The following is a 21,014-nucleotide window of genomic DNA, read 5'->3' on the forward strand; positions in this document are numbered from 1 at the left end:
CGGCTTGTTTCCTGCCAGATGCCGTCGATCAGTTTGTAGATCTGCCGTGTGCTGGAGGTAGGCGTTGTGTCCCCGCTCGTCATGCGGCGGGTCGTCAGGTGTTCCCATGTGCCGTCGGACTGGATGGTGCGGACGTTGGAGTAGCGGATGCGCCGGTCGCCTTCGCCCGTCGGCATGTCGATGACGGTTTCGTCGGCTGCGAGATAGCGGTCGACGCGGGTGACGGGTGAGCCGGGGCGAACGGCGGTCATCGCGAGATGGCGGTAGGTTTTGCCTTCCTGTGTGGCGTTGTTTTCCTCCAGAGTCCATGTTTTGCCCGGCATGCCGGTGGTGGCGTACCAGTCGCCGGAAGGCGTGACCTGGTTTTTCGGGTACCATTCGAGGACGATGCGCGAGGATGCGGCTGTGCCGTTCCCGGCAGGGATTTCCGTTTCACGGATGTTCAGCAGGCCGTCGAGGTGGTGCCAGATGCCGCTGATGAGGCCGAAGTCTTTTTTGAGGCGCATTTTGCTGCCGTAGGCGGCCAGGTCGACGACGACGCGGTCGGCCGTGACCAGTTGAACAGGTTTGCCGATCTCAGTCGCTGTGGGGACGTTGAAGCGGATGGAGGCTCCGTCTGCCGTGGTGAAGTCCGCATAGACGGGTGTGCCTGTTTTGCAGGGGGTCTTGTCTGCATTGAGGATTTGGACGAGGGAGGAGTACTGGCGGGTGTCTCCGACGCGTTCCGCCGTGTCCTTGCCGCCGGCATATTGGTAATGCAGCGTTTTGCCTGAAGGTTTGACGACGGTGATGATTTTCGAGTAGGGGTCGTGCTGGATGCTCCATTCGGTGACGTGCTGGAAGACGAAGCCGAGCCGGTAGATCAGTGGCATATCCGGGTCGTGCCAGCTGGTGGAATGGGGGTTGAGATCCAGAATCTGGAAGGTGGCCGGGCACCAGCCGGCGATGTCCGGTTCGATGCCGAAGACGATGTTCATGGCGACGTCCTGCGTGCTGCCGAGGTGGTTTTCGGTGAAGAAGGATTCGCTGGCGACGTTGTCTTTGCCGCAGGCGCAGGTGCAGGCGCAGGTGTTGCAGAACTGGTCGTTTTCCGTGTCGGGCTTGTCGTTGTCGTCACTGGAGGAGTCGTCCCAGTCGCTGGACGAGGAGTCGTCATCGCTGGAGGAAGAATCGTCCCAGTCGCTGGATGACGAGTCGTCGCTGCTGGAGGAGGAGTCACTGTCCGAGGACGAGCTGTCGGCAGCATGTTCGGTCAAGGCGAATGCCGCGGTATTCGCGTCGCCGGGAATAAAGGGAGCCCAGCCTTCGGGCAGGTAGCCGTTCATGGCGAGGTCGGCTTCGGATTCGACGAAGTCAGGGGAAGGATGGAGGGGGGATTGTTGTGAAGACATGTTGTGTATGTGTGTTGAGGTTTTGTTGCCGGGGCGCCTGCCGGGAGAAGCGATGTCTTCTACCCTGTAAAGCAGGCGACGTAGGCTTTTTTGTCTATTTTTCTTGTTTTTTAATCGAAAAATGTGTGTTTTATGGGTTTTTCCGGGTAATATCACGTTACAAGGCCTTGACCTCGTGCAGAAATACCACCCGCAAAGATGGGGGTGATTATGTGGAATGAATGCTGTGTTAATGAGTGTCAACCATCCAGAATGCCGGAGCCGTCAACGTGTCGAAGAAGGCGAGCATTTCGGCTGTGTCCAGGCATTGTGTGATGGGCGGTGCCGTAGTGCCGTCCGCTACCCAGATACGGTCAATGGAGCAGCGAAGCTGCATGTGCTGTGCTGCGATTTCTTCATCCGGCAGTTGCAAGATGATTTCCTCTTTTTCGGCGGTGATATGCATGGCTGTCCAGCCATCCGGTGTTGGATCCAGTGTTCGGAAGTATTGGACGGCTTGCCGCCAGATGGCGAACAGTTCGGACGGCAGGTTGTGTGCCTCGATCGTGCGCGGTTGCAGGATGCGTTGTTCGTACGGTACGCCGACGGCGGTGATGACGGATGCATCCCAGTCGGATGGATTACATGTGATTTGCAGTTGTGGGTTCATGATTGTGCGGGTTGGTTAATGGTAATGATGTAAATGGTGGATGTTTTGTCCGAACTATAAAAGGCTACTTGTATCGTAAGCGCCGCCCCCGTGGCGTTGGGTTGGACAACGATTGTGGCGGTGGTGGCGGATCCGGTCAGCGCCGAAAGATTGATGGTAGCGGCAGCCGACGAGATGGCGGTTTGCCAGTTGATAGCAGCATCCGTCCAAAGTGTGGATGTGCTGATGCTGCTGGTAGAGCAGGCCATAACGGCAGTAATGCTGCCACCCGCCGCAGGAAGAGAAATGGTGCAACCGTAAAGCAGCCCCTCATCGATGACGTCTCCCGGGGCGTCTATGGATGTACATCGGATGGAGGGGCGAGAGATGCGGAGCGTTCCACCCATGAGTCCGTTGTAGCCCTGTACCTGATTGGGGAGAGGAGGACTCTGATAATATTCCGTGATAGAGCTTGTCACAATACCACCGTTGAATTTCATGGCAGGATACAATGCCAGAGTTCCGAGGCTGACATAGGAACGGCGAGACTTGTTGACAAACTTTGTATTCTCATAACACGCGCAGTAATGACCGATACGATACCATTCTCCCGACTTTGCTAGAACCATGAGATAGCCATGGAAGCCTGCCCACCAGTCGAGCGACTTGTGGTAGTTGATGCACGCTATTCCTCTTACATTCAGAACATTGATAGGAAGGTGGATACGGGTGTAGTAGCTACTGCGAGCAGCTCCTCCGGCCGCGCTGTGGAACTGCCAGTGGGCAGCAACGTGCAGGCCGCAGATGACCTCCAGTCCTACCTCGGGGCGCGAGGCGAGAACAGAGGCAGTATCGCCACGCTCCGTGATATGGATGTACCATGAAGATGTGTTGGGGCCGCCGACGTATTGGTAACCACCAAGCATCAGCCCCCAGCTGGCGAAGCCGTTGTATGCTTCGCGCTCTGCCCATCGGTAGATAAGCAAGTCTGTGCCAGCATCATCTCCGGGCCGTACGGGGCGATAGGCGCGGTTGGCGCATGACTGGTATGTAAGCAGCATAGGCACCCATGATCCATCTATTGTGCGCAGGTACGGAGATATCCCCCCATACTGCGCCGGGATGGCCGACTGGGCAGCGATGTTGGTAGAGGTCAATGTGGTTGTTCCGTTCAGGACGACATTGTTGTTGAAAGTCTGCACTCCGGACCATATATTGGCCTGGGATTTGCGAACGAAATCCGCCTGCGTCACCGCAACGTAATTGTCAATGGATGTTTTGCCGGTAGCAACCGCATTGTTGATAGTTCCCGTGCCCGTGGTCACGGCTGTAGCGATGTCCTGAGTTCCTTTGTTTGCGGCAGCGACCAGCACCTGTTTCTCTACGAGAGTATAGTTGTCAAGATCCTGTTTGGATGCCTGGACGATGTTGGCAGATTCGACGGTGACGGTCGTGACGGCGGTTTCTGCCGCACTCGTGGCTCCTTGCGTGATAGATTCCAGCGAGGTTGCCGTAGCGGTTGCAATGTCGTTTTTGGCGATTCCGGTCGCTTGGGCAATTTCGATGCGCGCTTCGGGGATGAGGTTGGAGATGGTTTCCTGCAAACCTTCCGTTTTGCGGGCGACGGCTTCGATCTCCTCCCATGCGGCGGCGGTCGTTTCCGAGTCGATCTGCACGGTGACGGTCACGCCGGAAAGGTCGTCTTTCAAGGCGACGGTGATTTGTTCGACCGCCGTGTTGTCCAGCGTGTCGGGGCCGATGAGTTCCGAGACGTCGCAGTTGCCCTGAAGGAAGAGGTAGTCGGTACCGGATGTGTTGTGTTTGAGGTGGAGGTTGTAGGGATGACTGCCGGGGTAAAGCGGCGGGATGGTTAAGAGGATGCCGGAAGCATCCGCTCCCGTGGCGGAGACGGGGACGGTTTCTCCGTCCTGCAGGATGCTGCCGTAGACCGTGTAGTCGGACAGAGCCGCAGGCGCGCCGTATGATTGCACGAGGCGCAGTGTCATGTGGTGAGCCTGCCCCGTCGTAACGGGGATGTGATGGGTGATAGGAGACATTGTAAAATCAGGTTGAATTTTATGATTGTATTATTTTCAATAAGCGATGACGACGGTCTGAAATATGATCTGTAATGTTGGGCAAACTAAATGCCCTGTTCACGATCGTCCGACACCGCTTTTCTTATCACAAATATTTTCCCTTCCTGCAACTCCCTGCGCTGGGGCTAAATCCTCCCTTTTGGCATGCTGTCGTCTTTTACCCTCTACCAAACAACCGGATAAAGTAACTCATCTCTCCATTCTTCAAAACCCCGATTCGCAATGAACAGGTACTTGGATACGAGAATTCGTACAAAAGGAAAGGCCTCACAAATCATTGATTCATGAGGCCTTATGTTTGGTGCTCGAAGGGGGACTCGAACCCCCACGGATCGCTCCACTAGATCCTTAGTCTAGCGCGTCTACCAATTCCGCCATCCGAGCAGATGTTGTGCATTGGCTGCGGGCGGAGTTTAGCCCAACGCCGCATGTATCGCAAGCTTTTTTTTCAAAAAGCCGTCTTTTTTTTCATGCATCCATTCCGGGCGGTCAAGACACGGAAATCCGCCTTTTCGATTGCATCCCTTCATGCCAAGGTGTAAGCTGAGGGTGTGAAGAATTTCTGGGACCGGATCGATGGCGTGTACACCATCAATATGGATTACCGCCCCGACAGATGGGATCAACTTGTGAAGGAAACTTCCGGCATGATTCCCGAGGGGAAGCTGCGCCGCGTTTCCGGTGTGGTGGGGGTCGACCTGCCCGGCTATGGCGAAGCCCCATGGTTTACCGCTCGTACCGGAGAACGGTCCACCAAGTGGGCAGGAGTCGGCGGTTGCACGCTTTCCCACCGAAAGGCGATCGAGTCGGCCAAGCAGGACGGTTGCTCCTACGCTCTGATTCTCGAGGACGACGCTGCCTTCCATGCAGACGACGGCGCGTCGAATCTGCTCGCCCGTTTTCTGGAGCATGATCCGGGAGGCTGGGGGCTGTTGTATGCCGGGTTCCATGGCATGCCTCCATTCGGCAGTTTGCAGGATAGAGAGGGAGGGTACGAGCTTTGGAAGCTGCCCGGAGTGATCGCCGCCCATGCCTATGTCGTTTCCAGCCAGTCATGGGATTCCCTGCTCGCTCATCTGCCGACGGAGAGGACGATTTGGCCTTGGCTGGCACGCTTCCGCGCGATCGACAATTATTACCGCGACCACTTAAGCCACGATACGGGACTGTCTGTTTACGGCCTGGCTCCTTCGTGGATTTACCAGCGACCTTCGTGGTCCGACCTCGGGCAGGAACAGGTGGATTACACCTGCCTGTGCCATGCCGGCGAGAAGCCTCGCTCCATCCGCAGTCTCGGCGGCCTGCTGTGCCGCATGACCGCCCCCCTGCACCGCATGAAGATCGAGCTGAATTCCTTCCGCACATTGCGCCGGGCACGCCAGCATGGTTTTCCGGGAAACAGGAAGAGCAAGGACGCTCCCGAAGATTGAATCCGACCGTGCAGGCAGGCCCCGCACCTTCCCGGACAGGCTCTTCCGCCCCTGTCCGACCTTGACCTTCTTCACGTCCGCTCCCGGTTCAATAGAGCCCCTTGGAGGCGTTCCACAGGCGGTGGACAGTCAGAATATCCGGCAGTGTGACAGGGCGTACGACGCGGAAGCCGATCATGCCTCCGTTGGTGAGGTACCACAGGCTTTTGGGGTTCTGCGGGTCCTGCATGTTCCATTCGGCGCGGCTGCGGCGGCGTGCCGCGCTGCGGAGCCTGTCCGGATCGTCTTCCCACGAGCCTCCTCGGACGACATGCCCCGGTTTGCCGGGTTCCAGCACGAGAGGTGATTGCAGGGTTTTGTCCGCTTCGCCTGAGTAGGCGTCGTCACGGTAAGTGTCCAGCACCCATTCCGCCACGTTGCCGTGCATGTCGTAGATGCCCCAGGCATTCGGCTTTTTCGTCGCTGCCTTCTGGTAGCGGTCGTTCGAGTTGTTCCAGTACCAGCCGTATTCCTCAAGTTTCTCTTCGCCGTCGCCATAGCAGTAGGCGGCATCGCTTCCGGCGCGGCATGCGTATTCCCATTCTGCTTCGGTCGGCAGGCGGTAGTAGTGCCCTGTCTGCGCGCTGAGCCATTCGCAGAATTTCGAGGCGGCGTAGTGGGACATGGCGATGGCGGGCATGCCGTTTTCATAGCCGTTCCCCATGCCGAGGTTCATGGATGCGTAGGGAGCCGTCGGCTGGGCCACCAGATCCCATAGTTCATCATCCGGGCGTTCTTCGAGCAGCTTGCCGTCTTTGGCTCGCGGCCTTCCGTTCTGCATGAAAGCGGTGTAGATTTCCCACGGTATTTCGATTTCGGATATCCAGTAGGCAGGCAGAGCCACTTTTCGCCGGGGACCTTCGTTTTTTTCCCGAAGGGGTTCCGTGTCGGGGCTGCCCATCGTGAATTCTCCCGCAGGTACCGGCACCATGCGAAGCGTACCGCCGATGGACGGGATTTGCTCGGCATAGGGCTGCAAGGCGGTGTCGCCCGCATTTTTTTCGAGTTCGGCGTAGATTTGCCGAGTCGTTTCAAAGAGTTCCGGCGAGGGCAAATCATCCGGCAAAACAATGGCCGCTACCGGCTGCCGCGGTTGCATGCGCGCGGCTGCGGCGGCCTGTTCTTCCGCCCACAGCCGGGAATCCATAATGCGACGCGCTTCGTCGTCCGCTTCGTGCGGAGCGTCGCAAGCGGCAAAGCAGAGCACGGGCAGAATGGCGGCAAGGGCGCATGCCCTCCATGTATGTTCCATAGCCCGTGCTCCGGTAAGGGTTACATGGACATGCCGCCGTCGCAGGTGATGACCTGCCCGGTGATGTAGCGGGCTTCGTCCGATGCGAGGAAGGCAGTCAACGCGGCGATATCCTGCACTTCACCCATGCTGCCGAGGGGGATCTTGCTCAGGATGGCTTCCTTGGCCTTTTCGGGAATGGCGTCCGTCATTTCCGTGGCGATGAAGCCGGGAGCAATGGCATTGCAGGTGACCTTGCGGGAGGCCAGTTCGAGTGCGACGGATTTCGTGAAGCCGATGATGCCCGCTTTCGAGGCGGCATAGTTGGCCTGCCCCATATTACCGGTGAGGCCGACGACGGAGCTCATGTTGATGATGCGGCCCGCAGGGGATTTCATCAGTACGCGCTGGAGAGCTTTGACGAAGTTGAATGCGCTCTTCAGGTTCGTATCCATCACGGCGTCCCAGTCTTCCTCTTTCATGCGGAGCAGCAGCGTATCGCGGGTGATACCTGCATTATTCACCAGAATGTCGATGGTGGGGAAACGTTCCGAGATTTCCGCCACGGCGACCTGTACGGCAGCGTAGTCGGACACGTCGCAGGGGCATGCCACGCAGGAATCGGGCACGAGCTTGTTGATCGCATCGGCTGCACCCTGGCAGCTTTCCGGGTTGCGGCTAATCAGGATCACTTTCGCACCTTCTTCGGCGAAGCGCTGGGCGATGGCATTGCCGATACCGCGGCCGGCACCGGTGACGATAGCAGTCTTTCCTTGAAGTCTCATGGTGCGCGCATCTTACCTGCTTGGCAGCACAAACACAAGAACAAAGCTTCCACCCGCGGGGACGGCCTTTTTTCCACCAGTGGAAAAACCAGATGAATTAGGAAAGGCTAACATCTTGAAAACAGCTTCCCCGTAAGAACGAACATCACTTTTCTTATGGAAATTGAACATATTTTTCAAAAACCGCCCGATTTGCACTTGCCAGCCCATGCAAAAAGTGTAATACTGCGCACATGGCCCGCTCGAAAATTGCCCTCATTTTCACCGTATGCATGGCGGCTCTCATGGTCGGCTGCTCCCAGCAGAACGGCCCGCGTCCTCCCATGGTCGCCTTCAAACCGTCTACCCAGCAGGTGCGTCCCCGCTCCGTCTCGCAAATGAAGAGCGAAGTACGCATCCGCCGCGAATTCATGTCCCCGGGCTGCTATGCCCGCCGCCATTCCAAGCCGATGAAGCCCCGCTTCATCACCATCCACAGCACCGCCAATCGGACTGCCGGAGCCATGCAGCACCGCAAGGCATTGGGAAACGGAGCCTTGGGCAAGCTGAACTGGCATTTCACGGTGGATCAGTACATGGCGGTACAGAATATCCCTCTCAATGAAACGGGACGCCATGCCGACAAGGGAGGCCCCGGCGACCGCTACTCCATCGGCATCGAAATGTGCGAAAACGAAAGCCGCGGCCGCAACTACCCACGCACCTGGGACCGCGCCGCCAAACTCACCGCCACGCTGATGAAGGAGTACGACATTTCCCTCCGCAACGTCGTCCCTCACTACTTCTGGACCCGCAAGAACTGCCCCGAACCCTTGCTCGAAGGAGGCCGCCCCGGCTACAAATGGGCATGGTTCAAATCCCGCGTGGACTACTACTACCGCTGCATCAACAACGGACGTTCCAACCTCGGCTGAAGCGCACCTTGCAGCCGGACACTTTTCCGACCGGGGGGGGCAGGGCCGAAACCCTGCCCTCTTTTCGTCTCCGGCTCCCGCCCCCATGACCACGACCCTGCAAACCCCGCTCGCTTCCTGCGCGACGATCGAACCTCGCGAACTCGGCATTCTGGCGGAAGCGGGATTCCGCACGGCGGGCGACATCCTGATGCACCTGCCGCGCCGCCATGAAGACCGCAGGCGGTTCGACGGCTTCGACTCCCTCAGCGGCGGCGCACCTGTCTGCCTCCGAGTCCGCGTCACGGACACCGGTTGGAAATTCATCCCGAAAATGCGCTACTTCCAGGCCGATGTGGAAGACTCTCGGGGCATACCCGGAGCCCGCCTCTCCCTCAAATGGTTCCACATGCCCTACGTCGGCAAAATCATCGCCACCGGGCAGGAACTCGTCATCTACGGCAAACCGAAAAAATACGGATCGAGCTACAGCATCGTCAACCCCGAATTCGAAATCATCGAACAAGAATCCGCAGGCCTCCGCCTTGCCGAAGCCTCCCTCGGCGGAAGCCTCCCTCCTGCTCCCGCTGCCGCCGAAGCTCCGGCAGGCATCCACATGGAACGCATCGTCCCCGTTTACCCCTCTATCTCCGGCATCCCGGCGCGCAGACTCCGCACCATCGTGCATACCGTCGTCCACAGCCTGCCGGACGACCTGCCCTCCCCCGGCTACGACATCGCCCCGCAATACCCCTACGCACAGGCCCTGCGCGACATCCACTTCCCGGCAGAAACCCCGCTCGTCCGCAAAGCCCGCATGCGCTTCGCCCTCGCCGAATGCTTCGAACAGCAGCTCCGCATCCTGTGGAAGCGGCACCACTCCCGCCGCACGCCGGGGCAGATCACGGCCACCACCTCCCACCTTGTGCAGGAACTCGCGGAAAGCCTACCCTTCTCCCTCACCGAAGCCCAGAAACGGTGCGTGCGCGAAATCTACCGCGACATGAAACAGCCGCACCCCATGAACCGCCTCGTACAGGGAGACGTCGGCTCAGGCAAAACCATGGTCGCCCTCTGCGCCATGCTCCTCGCCGTCGAAAGCGGCAAACAGGCCGTCCTCATGGCGCCCACGCAAATCCTCGCCGAACAGCACTACAACAACTTCCGCCGCATCCTCGCCCCGCTCGACGTACGCCTCTCCCTGCGCACCTCCGACCGCCGCGACGACAGCCATATCGACATCGAAGGCCCCGACGACGGAGAACCGAAAATCATCGTCGGCACCCATGCCCTGCTCTACGAAAAAAACGCGCCGGGCAACCTCGGACTCGCCGTCATCGACGAACAGCATAAATTCGGCGTCGAACAGCGCGAAAAACTTGTCCGCCGGGGCAACGCGCCCGACGTCCTCGTCATGACCGCCACCCCCATCCCGCGCACCCTCACCCTCACCCTCTACGGAGATCTCGACGTCTCCCTCGTCGACGAACTGCCGAAGGGGCGCGGCGAAATCACCACCGTCCTCCGCCCCCGCAAGGCGCTGGACAAAATCCAGACCTTCCTCCGCGAGCAGATCGAAGCCGGGCGGCAAATCTACATCGTCTCCCCTCTCATCGAAGAAAACGACAAACGCAAAACGGCCTCCGCCACCGCCGAATACGACTACTGGCAGCAGCAATTCCCGGACATCTCCGTCGGTCTCCTGCACGGCCGCATGAGCCCGGAAGAAAAAGACGCCGTCATGCAGCAATACCGGAACAACGAAACCGCCATCCTCGTCGCCACCACCGTCGTCGAAGTCGGCGTGGACGTCCCGAACGCCACCGTCATGATCATCAACAATGCCGAAAGCTACGGCCTCTCCCAGCTCCACCAGCTCCGGGGACGCATCGGCCGCGGCGAACACCGCTCCTGGTGCATCCTCCTCAGCGATGCCAAAGCGGGAGACGACAACCGCCGCAAGCTCGACGTCATGTGCAGCACCATCAACGGCTTCGAAATCGCCGAAGAAGACTTCAAACTCCGCGGCCCCGGCGACGTCCTCGGCACCGCCCAAAGCGGATTCGGCCGCGTCCGCTTCATGGAATGGCTCTCGGACACCCGCCTCATCCACCGGGGGAGGGACATGGCCACCGCCATCCTCGAAACCGACCCCGGCCTCAACCTCCCGCAGCACGCCCCCCTGCGCGACCTCATCGCCGATGACTCCGCCGAACCCACCACCTCCTAGCACCCCAACCCTGTGCAAAAAACCTTGAAATCGCACCGCCTTCCCTTATACTCTCCCGCGTGACACGCTTCCGCCCCTGCATCGACCTCCACCACGGAGCCGTCAAACAAATCGTCGGCTCCTCACTCAACGACCACGACGAAAACTCCCTCCGCACCAACTTCGTCGCCACGCAGCCGGCGGAATGGTATGCCGACCTCTACCGCAGGGACGGCCTCACCGGGGGCCACGTCATCAAACTCGGCCCCGGCAACGACGAAGCCGCCCGCGCCGCCCTCGCCGCCCATCCCGGCGGCCTCCACATCGGCGGAGGCATCGACGCCACCAACGCCGAAACATGGCTTGCCGCCGGAGCCAGCCACGTCATCGTCACCTCCTGCCTCTTCAACCGCGACGGCATCTTCCAGAAACACATCCTGCAGGAACTCGTCTCCGCCGTCGGCGCGAACCGCCTCGTCATCGACCTCAGCTGCCGCAGGCTTGCCGGAGGCTGGGCCGTCGCCATGAACCGCTGGCAAACCATCACCTCCCTCCGCATTACCACCGACACCCTCGACTCCCTCGCCGAACACTGCGCCGAATTCCTCATCCACGCGGCGGATGCCGAAGGCCTCTGCCAAGGCATCGACGAAGAACTCGTCGCTCTCCTCGGCTCGTGGAAAGGCCGCCCGATGACCTATGCCGGAGGCATCGCCACCATGGCCGACCTCGACCTCATCGACCGCCTCAGCGGCGGCAGCATCGACGCCACCGTCGGCAGCTCGCTCGACCTCTTCGGCGGCTCCGGCGTCAAATACGCCGACCTCGTCGCCCGCGAACAACAGGCGCAGCCATGAAACTGGCTCTCAAAATAACCCCCGGCGCACGCCGCAACGAATGCCTCGGCTGGGAAGAACACCCGCAGGCAGGCACCGTACTCAAACTCAAAATAGCCTCCCCGCCCGTGGACGGCAAAGCCAACCGCGCAATCATCGCCTATCTGGCGGAACTTCTCGGCCTCGGCAAATCCGAAATCACCCTCCTGCACGGTACCTCCGGCCGCATCAAACTCGTTGAAGTGCCCGACTCCGCACAGCAAAAACTCGCACAACTCCCCCATCCTCAGCCCTGATCCGGCGGCGCGAGGAAAAAAACGCACCGTTCACCCCTCCCCCGCAGAAAAAAGCTTGAAGTACCCCCGTGGATTTGATATAGACATTCTCGGTTATGAAAAAGCTCCTCTTAACAGTCGGAATCCTCGCATTCCTCACTCCTGCCTATGCCGCTCCGTACGTGCTGCCCTCTCCTCAACCGGGAGCGCTCACCAGCTACGACTGGCAACCCACCTACTCCCTTGATTTCGTGTACGCCATCAGCGGCAACAGCGACAACTACGGCGACATGATGGGACCCCGTCTCGCACTCAACCTTTACAACAACCAGAACGCCGACTTCCGCCACCAGTGGAACCTCAGCGTCGCCGCCCTCTGGGGAGACAAGACCAAGACTTTCACCGAAACCATCGGTACGGGCACGGAAACGCACGACTGGAAAGGCGACCAGTTCGCCATGCCGATCATGCTCGGCTACAACCTGAACATCGCCATCACCGACAATGTTCTCTTCTACCTCGGCGGCAAGGCCGGTGTCGTCATCTGGAATCAGGACAACACCGACAACATCACCCTTCGCCAGCCCGGCAACTTCAACACGTACAGCACCCGCACGGACTCCGACACCAAGAGCGAGTTCACCTACTCCATCGGCGCGGGCTTCAAATTCATCGCTTCCGAATCCATCCAGATCAACCTCGGATACGAATTCCAGAAGATGTACGTCGATCCGAACCTCACCCAGCACGTACTCAGCGTCGGTGTGGGCGTCACCTTCTAAAAAAGACCGCGAAAACCTTACCATCAAGCCTGTGTGCACCTCGCACACAGGCTTTTTTTACCTTCTTCCATCAAAAAAAACGCCGCCCGGAGCATTTCAAGATTGACCAAAACGTCCAATCAGGGCACTTTCTTCTTGTATGCGCATCGTCCTCATGGCCACAGGTGATATCGCCATTCCCAGTTTCCACGCCCTGAAAGAAAGCGGGGAACTGGTCGCACTCGTCACACAGCCGGACCGCCCGGTCGGCCGCCATCAGGATCTCACGCCCCCCCCGATCAAGCTTCACGCCGTCGAAGCGGGCATCCCCGTTCTTCAGCCGGAAAGCATGCGCGCCCCCGAAGCCGTCGCGAAACTCGCCGCCATGCAGCCCGACCTCCTCGTCGTCATGGCCTACGGGCAAATCCTCACCGAAGAAGTCATCGCTCTCGGCTGCATGGGCTGCATCAACGCACACGCCTCCCTCCTGCCCCGCCACCGGGGAGCCGCCTGCATCCAGGCCGCCATCGACGCCGGAGACTCCGAAACGGGCGTCACCATCATGCACGTCGTCAAACGGCTCGACGCGGGCGACATCATCACCCACCGCCGCATCCCCCTCCGGGGCACGGAAACCGCCGAAGACCTCCAGAACACGCTCGCAGCCATCACGCCGGAAGCCCTTCTGGAAGTCATCAACCAGCTGCGCGACGGCACCGCCCCCCGCGAACCGCAGGACGAACAGCTCTCCACCTACGCACCGAAACTCCTCCGCAAAGACGGCTTCATCGACTGGAAGCAGCCGGACTACATCATCGCCCGCAAAATCCGTGCCTACCACTCCTGGCCCGGCACCTACACCGACTACCCCTCCGTCCGCCGCGACCGCAAGAAAAACCTCAAAATCTTCCCCCCCGTCGACCTCATCCCCATCAGCGACCTCCCCGCCAACACCGTACCGGGCGAAGTCCTCGAAAGCAACGGCTGCGGCCTCATCGTCGCTTGCGGCAAGGGCGCCATCCGCATCTCCACCCTCCAGCCGGAAGGCGGCCGCCGAATGAGCGCGGAAAGCTTCTTCTCCGGGCACGCCCTCTACCCCGGCGCCATCCTCGGCAAAGCCCTCTGACCCCGGCGAGCAGCGACACCCGACCCATGGCCGAATCCTTCTCGATCGACAGCCTCAACGCCGCGCAGAAAAAGGCGGTGCAAACCCTCAACGGCCCCGTCCTCATCCTCGCCGGAGCCGGCACGGGCAAAACGCGCACCGTCACCTGCCGCATCGCGCACATGGTGGACAAGGGCATCAACCCCAAAGGCATCCTCGCCCTCACCTTCACCAACAAGGCCGCCAACGAAATGGCCGACCGCGCCGCCGCCATGGTCTCCCGCAAAGCGGCCCGCGCCATGACCATCTGCACCTTCCACTCTCTCTGCGTCCGCATCCTGCGGCAGGACATCGGCCGCCTCGGCTACAAGGAAAACTTCACCATCTACACCGGAAGCGACCAGACAGGACTCCTCCGCCAGCTCATCATGCAGCACGGCGGCGGCAAGGAAAAGCTCGAACCCGGCGCCGTCCTCACCGAACTCAGCCGCGTCCGCAACAACGGGCAGAACATCGCCGACATCAAGGACAACCTCATCTCCACCGTCGCCGAAGCCTACCAGCGCGCCATCCGCGCGCAGAATGCCGTGGACTTCGACGACCTCCTCATCCTCACCGAACACCTCCTCCGCAACCATGCCGACATCCGGGAAAAATGGCGCACACGCTTCTCCCGCATCACCGTCGATGAATTCCAGGACACCAACTCCCTCCAGATGAGCCTCCTCCGGCAGCTCGTCGGCCCCGGCCACCACGTCTGCGTCGTCGGCGACGACGACCAGTCCATCTACGGCTGGCGCGGCGCACAGATCTCGAACATCCTCGAATTCGAACGCTTCTTCCCCGATCCCACCGTCATCAAGCTCGAAGAAAACTACCGCTGCACGCGGCAGGTGCTCGACGTCGCCAATGCCCTCATCGCCAACAATGCAGGCCGCCGCGAAAAAACGCTCCGCTCCCAGAAGGAAGGCACCGAACCCGTACGCCTCATCGCCATGCCCGGCTTTCAGGAAGAAGCCGAGTACATCGTGGACGACATCGAAGAACAACGCCGCCTCCACAAACACCCCTGGGAAAACTTCGCCATCCTCTTCCGCGCCAACACCCAGAGCCGCCCCGTCGAAATGGCCCTGCGTGAACACCGCATCCCCTACCGCATGATCGGCGCGCAAAGCTTCTTCGACCGCAAGGAAATCAAAGACCTCGTCGCCTACCTGCAGGTCATGGACAATCCGGACGCCGACCTCCACCTCCTCCGCATCCTCAACACTCCCGCCCGCGGCATCAGCTCCAACACCGCCTCCTTCGCCATCGACTGGAGCCGAGAACACGGCAAAAGCGTCTGGGCCACCCTGTGCGACCTCTCCTTCCTCGCGGAATGCTCCACCCGCACCCAGAACAGCATCAACGCCTTCACCGAACTCATCACCCGCTTCGGCACCGAATTTTCCGCCAGCCAGCGCAACTTCGCCGAAATACTCGACGAACTCATGGAGGAAACCGAATACGAGGAATTCATCACCCGCAACTGCAAAACGGAAGTCGAACGCGAAAAACGCCTCATCTCCATGGGCGACATCCGCAACGCGCTCAAAACCTACTGGCAGCCCGGCAAAACCCTCACCGACTTCCTCGCCCAGATCACCCTCGACCAGGACAACGACGACGACGACATCGAAAAAAAATCCGGCGTCTGCCTCATCACCATGCACGCCGCCAAAGGACTCGAATTCCACACCGTCTATCTCGTCGGCGTCGAACAGGGCATCCTCCCGCACAAACGCTCCATCGACGACGGCAACACCGATGAAGAACGCCGCCTCTTCTACGTAGGCATCACCCGAGCGCAGGAACGCCTCACCATGACCTACTGCGCCCGGCGCACCATGTACGGCACCCCCACCGCCTGCGAACGCTCCGCCTTCCTCGACGAAATCCCGCCGGAACTCATCGAATTCCGCAAATACGACGACATCATGTCCGAAGAAGTCTCGCAGGAAGACTCCGCCAGCTTCTTCAACTCCCTGCGCGACATGCTCAGCGAAGACTGATTCCCGCCGATCCCTTCCCGCCTCCCTGCGGACAGACGACGAACCACACCCGCAGGCACAGCGCAAAAAAACCTTCCGTCGGCCACAGAGCCTCGGAAGGTTGTTCGGAAACTGATGATCTCCGTTACATATTCTGCCCGGTACCGATCGTACGCGGCCCCCATTCGGCCTTCTTCGGAGCCTTATTCGGCGTCGACCGGTACAGAACCGGCTCGGCATTCGCCGGAACCCCGGCCGGAGTTATCCGGTATTGGCCGTTCGCCACGGTATCGAAAGCGATCACATCCGCCCCCTTCTCACGGACGGCCACGGCGGCACCGTTCGCCCCCTGACGCACCTCCACCGCCTTGCCGGGCCACGGATTCTGCAGCACGCATTCTCCGCCCAAGCGGCTCGCGATACCGATACTGCCGACGGAACCCTTCTTCCAATCCGCCGCCACGAGAAAACCTCCCCGCGCCAGCAACTTGAAAGCCATCTCCCGATCCTTCCACTCGGCCGGAACCGCCGGGAACACGCGAATCTTCCCTTCGTTGCTTTGCAGCAGCATCTCCGTCAGCGCAAGGGAAACGAGGCTCGTCGTCTCCATCCCGCACTGGTAGAAATCCTTCCACAGAAGATTGATTCGGCCCACCATATTCGTCTTGTGGTCAAGCTGGTAAATCTTGTCGGGATAGCCCGTGCAGTTGAACATCAGGCCGGACGGGAAATACTGCATCGTCTGCACCCCCGTCTTCAGCAGGCGCAGCGCATCGTCTCCCATCCCCATGCGAGCGGCGATCACCGGCGTAGGATGATGGGAATACATCGACTCCGTACCCTTGACGAAATTCGCCACGGCCCTGCCCTCCTTCGTCTCGCGCTGATCGATGCCGATATTGCCGGAAGGGAATGCGGCCAGACCTCCGATCGCCCAGCCGTGAGGCTCATACCTGCCTCCGTTGGTCGGAGCAATGACCTCACCTGCCGGATACTTCGGACTATTCATATACAGCCTCGGCCACAGATGGTCGAGTACGTGCTGCATCTTCGCCACATGCTCTCCCTGAATACCCAGCTCCTTCGAAGCCGCGATGCAGGAAAGGAACAGATCCTCTATATACTCGCGATCGCTCTCCGGCTCCTTCGCCGGGCCGAAACCGTTCCCATCCTCATAAACGGAACCGTTCATCGTGAAAACCTTGCGTCCCTCATCCCACACCAGCTTCTGCAAATAGAAATTCGCCGCACGCTGCATGAACGGATACGCCGTCTTCCGCAAAAACTCCTTATCCTTCGTAAACTCGTACACCTCCCAGAAACGCGAAGCCACCTGCGCCGCCTGCGTAAAAGCATGCACCATATCGCCCCGGTTCTGGTCCACCATCGTCCCGTCGAAATCGTGCATCTCGGCCAACAGAATCGCATCGTTCTTCGCACCCCGGGCGGCTGCCAGATTCTTCATACCCGGCTTCTCCGCCATACGGTTGTACGTCTCCCAATACGGGCGCATCAAATCCACATCGTTCTGGGCGCACAGTCCCCAGTACTGCTGCTGCATATTCCAGTGGTGGGGAGACACCCAGTTGGTCACATCGCGATTCCAACGCCACAGGCCGCCATTGAAAATCACCGGGTATTTTCCGCGCGATCCGCACCCCATCAGATACCGCCTCAGATACCAGAGATTTTCCAGATAATCGTCACCAAGATGTACGAACGACTTGTTCCAGAAACGCTTGAACCACTCATCCTTCGTCTTGCGCATCTGCTCCACGCCCGCCTTCTCCGCGCCATCCAGCAAAGCCTGCACCGCCTGGGCGGGATTCGGGGAATCCTCCGCCGTCGCCACAGCCACGAGAATCCGGCATTTGGCTGACGGAGCGGACACCTCGCCGCTGAAGCGGTTGAGGCGTTCCGCACGGGCCTTGCCGTTCCCCGCCACGCGCATACCGACCACGAAATCCATACCGCTGCCCTTCTCCGTCAAAAGCACCGTCCGTCCGTCCGATGCCACCTGCGGATTGCTGCCGCCCAGCGCCGTGCCGGGCTGCCTGTCAAAACCGCCGCTGTACCAGAAGGCGAACGCCCGGCTGCCGATCCTCTCCAGATGCGCCGTCACCGGAGCGGCATCTTCACTCCCCTCGCACTCGATCACCCACACGTTGCGATCCTGCGCCAGCCATGTGCGCACCTGCACATCGCCGAAATTGCTTTGGGAGGCAAAGGAAGCCTCCCCGCGCTCCAGAGACAGGCGGCCCTGAAAATTGTTCAGCGCATGAATCCAGCTGAACACGGGTACGCCGAAATCAAGCCTCACTCGCGCCGCATGCCGGGGCACGCGGCCGCTGTGGCCCGCCTCGGAATTCGACCAGATATCATCCTTGTGAATCTGGAACTCGATACCCCGGTCCTGCGTCCACACAAGACCGCCCATCTTCCCGTTCCCCAAAGGCACTCCTTCCACAGGCACCTTCATCGGAGACTGGTACACGATATCATGCCGCGACACATACGAAGAATCGGCTCGGAACGGCACGACATCCGCCACACCTTGCTTCGCCTCATTCTCCGAGGCCTGTCCCGGAACTGCGGACACCATGCCCAGCAGCCCCAGGCACCAACATTTCCCCATGATCTTCAATACGGATATCATCTTGATTATTGTAAAAATTCATGCACCCCGGGGCGCATCCAGACCATACTGCACAAAAAATCATACCGCAATAAAAAACGGTTGGACATCCCGCCTTTTCTCTCCGCAAACCGGACGATTCCATGCTGCCAGCCGCATCCACGCACACGTCTCCGGAACGGGGAAAGAAAAAACCGTCGCCCCCTCACTTTGAGCTTGCTTCCCGAACCCTTCATAGTAGAATACAGAACGCCTGTTTGTTTCCTCCATATGCATTCGAGGCGCCGACATCACTTCTGCCATGAAAATCCATCGCATACTTTTCCTCTGCACGGCTCTGGCGAGCACTCTGGTTCTCACGACGCAGTGCAACTCCTCAAGCGAAAACGAATCGCTCGTCAAAGCGCCGGCCGACTCCAGCCTGAACGGCACCCTGATGACCTTCGTCAACGGGATCTTCTCCGCAGGAGACTACGCCTCGGATGCGGACATCGACGGCGAGGGCAATGATATCAGCGGCCCCAGCGGCAAACTGCCCTCCACCAATGCGACACCCTTCTTCTCCACCGAATGGAAATACACGCGCTTCGAAGGCAACACCTTCACCGCGCTGCGCGAAGATTACTCCGTACTCGGACAGGGAACCTACACCAACAAGGTCGAGGGAACGACCGGAGAATCCACCATCCTCGAACTCGTCTTCACGACCGACCTTGAAAAAACGATCGACTCCGTCACGTATTCCTACACCAACATCAGGCTCTCCGGCGCACTTTCCCGCATGGCCTACCGCGATGTCTACTCCGGCATCTGCTCCTACACGGAAACCGCCACCACCACCACGGGCGGCAGCGTCTCCTACCCGCGCAACTACCGCTTCTCGAACGCCATCGTCACCCTCACCAAACTGGCGCAGTAACGGCCTCTTTACCCATCAACCACACACTTCTTGCACTCCGTCATGAAATGGCAGCATCTCCTCCTTCTCGGCGCCGCTCTCTGCAGCCCGGTCGCCCTCACCCAGTGCAGCAGCAGCAGCGATTCCGGTGCGGATACAAACGTCAACCAGACCTTGGACGGCTATGAGATGATCTCGCCGACCGGGCTCTTCAACGACAGCGACCTCATCAGCAGCACCGACACGACCGCCACCGCTCCGCAGTTTGCGAAAAGCTGGGTCTACACCGAGTTCGACGACACCACCTTCAAGGCCTACCGCTCCGACCGTTCCACGCTGATCGCCCAGGGCACCTACACGTGGAAACCCGCATCCAGCACGACCAAGGCAGTCATCCTGCACCTCGACATCACCTCCACGATGGACATCACGGACGACAAAGGCGTGCGCTACACCTACACCAACGTTCAGCTCGATGCATCCCTGCCGGGTATCAGCGGCTCCGGACTCACCCTCTCCGGCCTCTGCTCCTTCGATGTGCGCCGCACGGCGGACAACGCCAACCAGACCACGCAGCAAAGCTGCAAATTCTCGAACAGCAACGTCACCGTGCAGCAGCTCGCTCCCGGTGCGGAACCGCAGGGTTAATTCCAAACGAATTCATATCGCAAAAAAACTGCCTCTCCGATACGGAAGGCAGTTTTTTTTGCATGAAACCATCAGCTGCACGCATCCCATGCGCCGCGGCACGAATGGTGTAGAAAAAGCTATACCCTGCGGCGGCGGCGCAGGACAAAAGCAGCCATCCCCGCGCAGGACAACAGAACCGAAGAAGGCTCCGGCACCGGGAGAGTATTGATCTCCTTGTCACGAACGAAAGCCATCTCGTCCGCATTCAACACCTTATTCCAGATGGCCAGTTCATCGACAACGAAACTACCCATCTGCCCGTCTCTCAATCCGTCGAATTCCGACCCCTCCGGAGCCGGACCGCCGATCTGCAATGAATTCAACACGTTGAAATCGAAATCCTGCCCGGTAGATTGGCCGCACGTCAGCAACAGAGTACCGTCAAGATACATGGAAAGATTTCCTTCGGAAAGAGTCAAGACGAGAGAAATCAGCTTGTCCTGAGGAGGCAAAGGCATGACAACGTTGACATCGGACCAGTCGCCCGGCATATTCGTCTGGAACTTCATATTCTGATGATCCGCCTCCGGAACAAAAGCAAAATAAAACCGCGATGCTGCACCCGTCACCGAATTGGCGAATTCGGTCTCGCAATAAAAGCCGTGGGACGATGAATCCCATACACCGACATTGCCGTTGCAAAGGAGCATGGAAATACTCATTCCATCGCTATCCGTCCATGTAGGCCTGCTGTCTCCGGTGTATTTCACCGTAACATCTCCGCCTTCCTTGAAGCTGGCAAACATGGAACCATTTCCCGAATCATACTTGTTGGGAATATAACCGTATCCGTAATTCGGATCCCATTTCGATGTCGCATTATTTCCGATCGCAATATCCGGCTTGCCTCCTGAAGAATAGGTCGGTATTTTCCATGCGCCATTATTCCCCGTATTGAAATCCCAGTAATCGTAAAGGTCTTTTTTGGATATACCGCCAAAAGCAGCCGATGCGCCAAACAGGAACATGGTCAGGGAAAATAAAATTTGTTTGCTCATACAGAAACGAATCGGCAGATACTCAGCCGAAAGAACAAACGGAGGATACACCCATCCCAACAATAGTCAACATTATTTAAC

The 21,014-nt window shown here is 59.2% G+C and carries 17 protein-coding genes and 1 tRNA gene; 10 read left to right on the top strand and 8 right to left on the bottom strand.

The window, feature by feature from the left end:
- The 4 genes from AC781_RS04555 to AC781_RS04570 all read right to left on the bottom strand — a co-directional run.
- On the bottom strand, positions 1–1,391 hold a 1,391-nt coding region (locus AC781_RS04555; RefSeq protein WP_176712495.1), incomplete at its 3' end, for a hypothetical protein.
- Between the two features lie 229 nt (positions 1,392–1,620).
- Positions 1,621–2,040 (bottom strand): hypothetical protein, encoded by a 420-nt coding sequence (locus tag AC781_RS04560; RefSeq protein WP_067774199.1) that lies wholly within the window; start codon positions 2,038–2,040, stop codon positions 1,621–1,623.
- On the bottom strand, positions 2,037–4,076 hold the full coding sequence (locus AC781_RS04565; RefSeq protein ID WP_141675752.1) for a hypothetical protein: 2,040 nt from the start codon (positions 4,074–4,076) through the stop codon (positions 2,037–2,039). Before AC781_RS04565 ends, AC781_RS04560 begins: the two co-directional genes overlap by 4 nt.
- A 341-nt stretch (positions 4,077–4,417) precedes the next feature.
- Positions 4,418–4,502: transfer RNA gene (locus tag AC781_RS04570), tRNA-Leu, on the bottom strand.
- Positions 4,503–4,669: 167 nt separating this feature from the next.
- Here AC781_RS04570 and AC781_RS04575 point away from each other — a divergent pair.
- On the top strand, positions 4,670–5,548 hold the full coding sequence (locus AC781_RS04575) for a glycosyltransferase family 25 protein (protein WP_067774205.1): 879 nt from the start codon (positions 4,670–4,672) through the stop codon (positions 5,546–5,548).
- Positions 5,549–5,636: 88 nt separating this feature from the next.
- Here AC781_RS04575 and AC781_RS04580 read toward each other — a convergent pair whose 3' ends face one another.
- Both AC781_RS04580 and fabG read right to left on the bottom strand, forming a co-directional pair.
- Positions 5,637–6,839, bottom strand: a complete 1,203-nt coding sequence (locus AC781_RS04580; RefSeq protein ID WP_067774208.1) for a formylglycine-generating enzyme family protein — start codon at positions 6,837–6,839, stop codon at positions 5,637–5,639.
- Positions 6,840–6,859: 20 nt separating this feature from the next.
- On the bottom strand, positions 6,860–7,603 hold the full coding sequence (gene fabG / locus AC781_RS04585; protein ID WP_067774211.1) for a 3-oxoacyl-[acyl-carrier-protein] reductase: 744 nt from the start codon (positions 7,601–7,603) through the stop codon (positions 6,860–6,862).
- Positions 7,604–7,836: 233 nt separating this feature from the next.
- Between fabG and AC781_RS04590 the strand changes: the two genes are divergently transcribed.
- From AC781_RS04590 to AC781_RS04620, 7 genes are all read left to right on the top strand, one after another.
- Positions 7,837–8,517, top strand: a complete 681-nt coding sequence (locus tag AC781_RS04590) for a peptidoglycan recognition protein family protein (protein ID WP_083076566.1) — start codon at positions 7,837–7,839, stop codon at positions 8,515–8,517.
- An 85-nt stretch (positions 8,518–8,602) separates the two neighbouring features.
- Entirely contained in the window at positions 8,603–10,726 is a 2,124-nt protein-coding gene (gene recG, locus AC781_RS04595) for an ATP-dependent DNA helicase RecG (protein ID WP_067774214.1), read from the top strand.
- 59 nt (positions 10,727–10,785) lie between these two features.
- Positions 10,786–11,562, top strand: coding sequence for a phosphoribosylformimino-5-aminoimidazole carboxamide ribotide isomerase (gene hisA / locus AC781_RS04600; protein WP_067774217.1), 777 nt, complete (start codon positions 10,786–10,788; stop codon positions 11,560–11,562).
- Positions 11,559–11,837, top strand: a complete 279-nt coding sequence (locus tag AC781_RS04605) for a DUF167 domain-containing protein (protein ID WP_067774220.1) — start codon at positions 11,559–11,561, stop codon at positions 11,835–11,837. The genes hisA and AC781_RS04605 overlap by 4 nt, the downstream gene beginning before the upstream one ends.
- A gap of 95 nt (positions 11,838–11,932) precedes the next feature.
- Positions 11,933–12,598, top strand: a complete 666-nt coding sequence (locus AC781_RS04610; protein WP_067774223.1) for an outer membrane protein — start codon at positions 11,933–11,935, stop codon at positions 12,596–12,598.
- A gap of 139 nt (positions 12,599–12,737) precedes the next feature.
- Positions 12,738–13,703, top strand: a complete 966-nt coding sequence (gene fmt / locus AC781_RS04615; RefSeq protein WP_067774226.1) for a methionyl-tRNA formyltransferase — start codon at positions 12,738–12,740, stop codon at positions 13,701–13,703.
- 26 nt (positions 13,704–13,729) lie between these two features.
- Positions 13,730–15,733: an ATP-dependent helicase gene (locus AC781_RS04620; RefSeq protein WP_067774229.1), complete on the top strand. Its 2,004-nt coding sequence runs from the start codon at positions 13,730–13,732 to the stop codon at positions 15,731–15,733.
- A gap of 124 nt (positions 15,734–15,857) precedes the next feature.
- On the opposite strand, the gene AC781_RS04625 is transcribed toward AC781_RS04620, so the two are convergent.
- Positions 15,858–18,368, bottom strand: coding sequence for a glycosyl hydrolase family 95 catalytic domain-containing protein (locus tag AC781_RS04625; protein WP_067774232.1), 2,511 nt, complete (start codon positions 18,366–18,368; stop codon positions 15,858–15,860).
- Positions 18,369–18,648: 280 nt separating this feature from the next.
- Here AC781_RS04625 and AC781_RS04630 point away from each other — a divergent pair, with 280 nt between their 5' ends.
- Both AC781_RS04630 and AC781_RS04635 read left to right on the top strand, forming a co-directional pair.
- Positions 18,649–19,266, top strand: coding sequence for a hypothetical protein (locus AC781_RS04630; protein WP_067774235.1), 618 nt, complete (start codon positions 18,649–18,651; stop codon positions 19,264–19,266).
- A gap of 42 nt (positions 19,267–19,308) precedes the next feature.
- Entirely contained in the window at positions 19,309–19,893 is a 585-nt protein-coding gene (locus AC781_RS04635) for a hypothetical protein (RefSeq protein ID WP_067774238.1), read from the top strand.
- Positions 19,894–20,012: 119 nt separating this feature from the next.
- Here the strand turns inward: AC781_RS04635 and AC781_RS04640 are convergent, their stop codons facing one another.
- On the bottom strand, positions 20,013–20,933 hold the full coding sequence (locus AC781_RS04640) for a LamG-like jellyroll fold domain-containing protein (RefSeq protein WP_067774241.1): 921 nt from the start codon (positions 20,931–20,933) through the stop codon (positions 20,013–20,015).
- Between the last annotated feature and the right edge of the window lie 81 nt (positions 20,934–21,014).

The organism is Neoakkermansia glycaniphila (assembly GCF_001683795.1).
GTDB classification, from domain to species: domain Bacteria; phylum Verrucomicrobiota; class Verrucomicrobiia; order Verrucomicrobiales; family Akkermansiaceae; genus Akkermansia; species Akkermansia glycaniphila.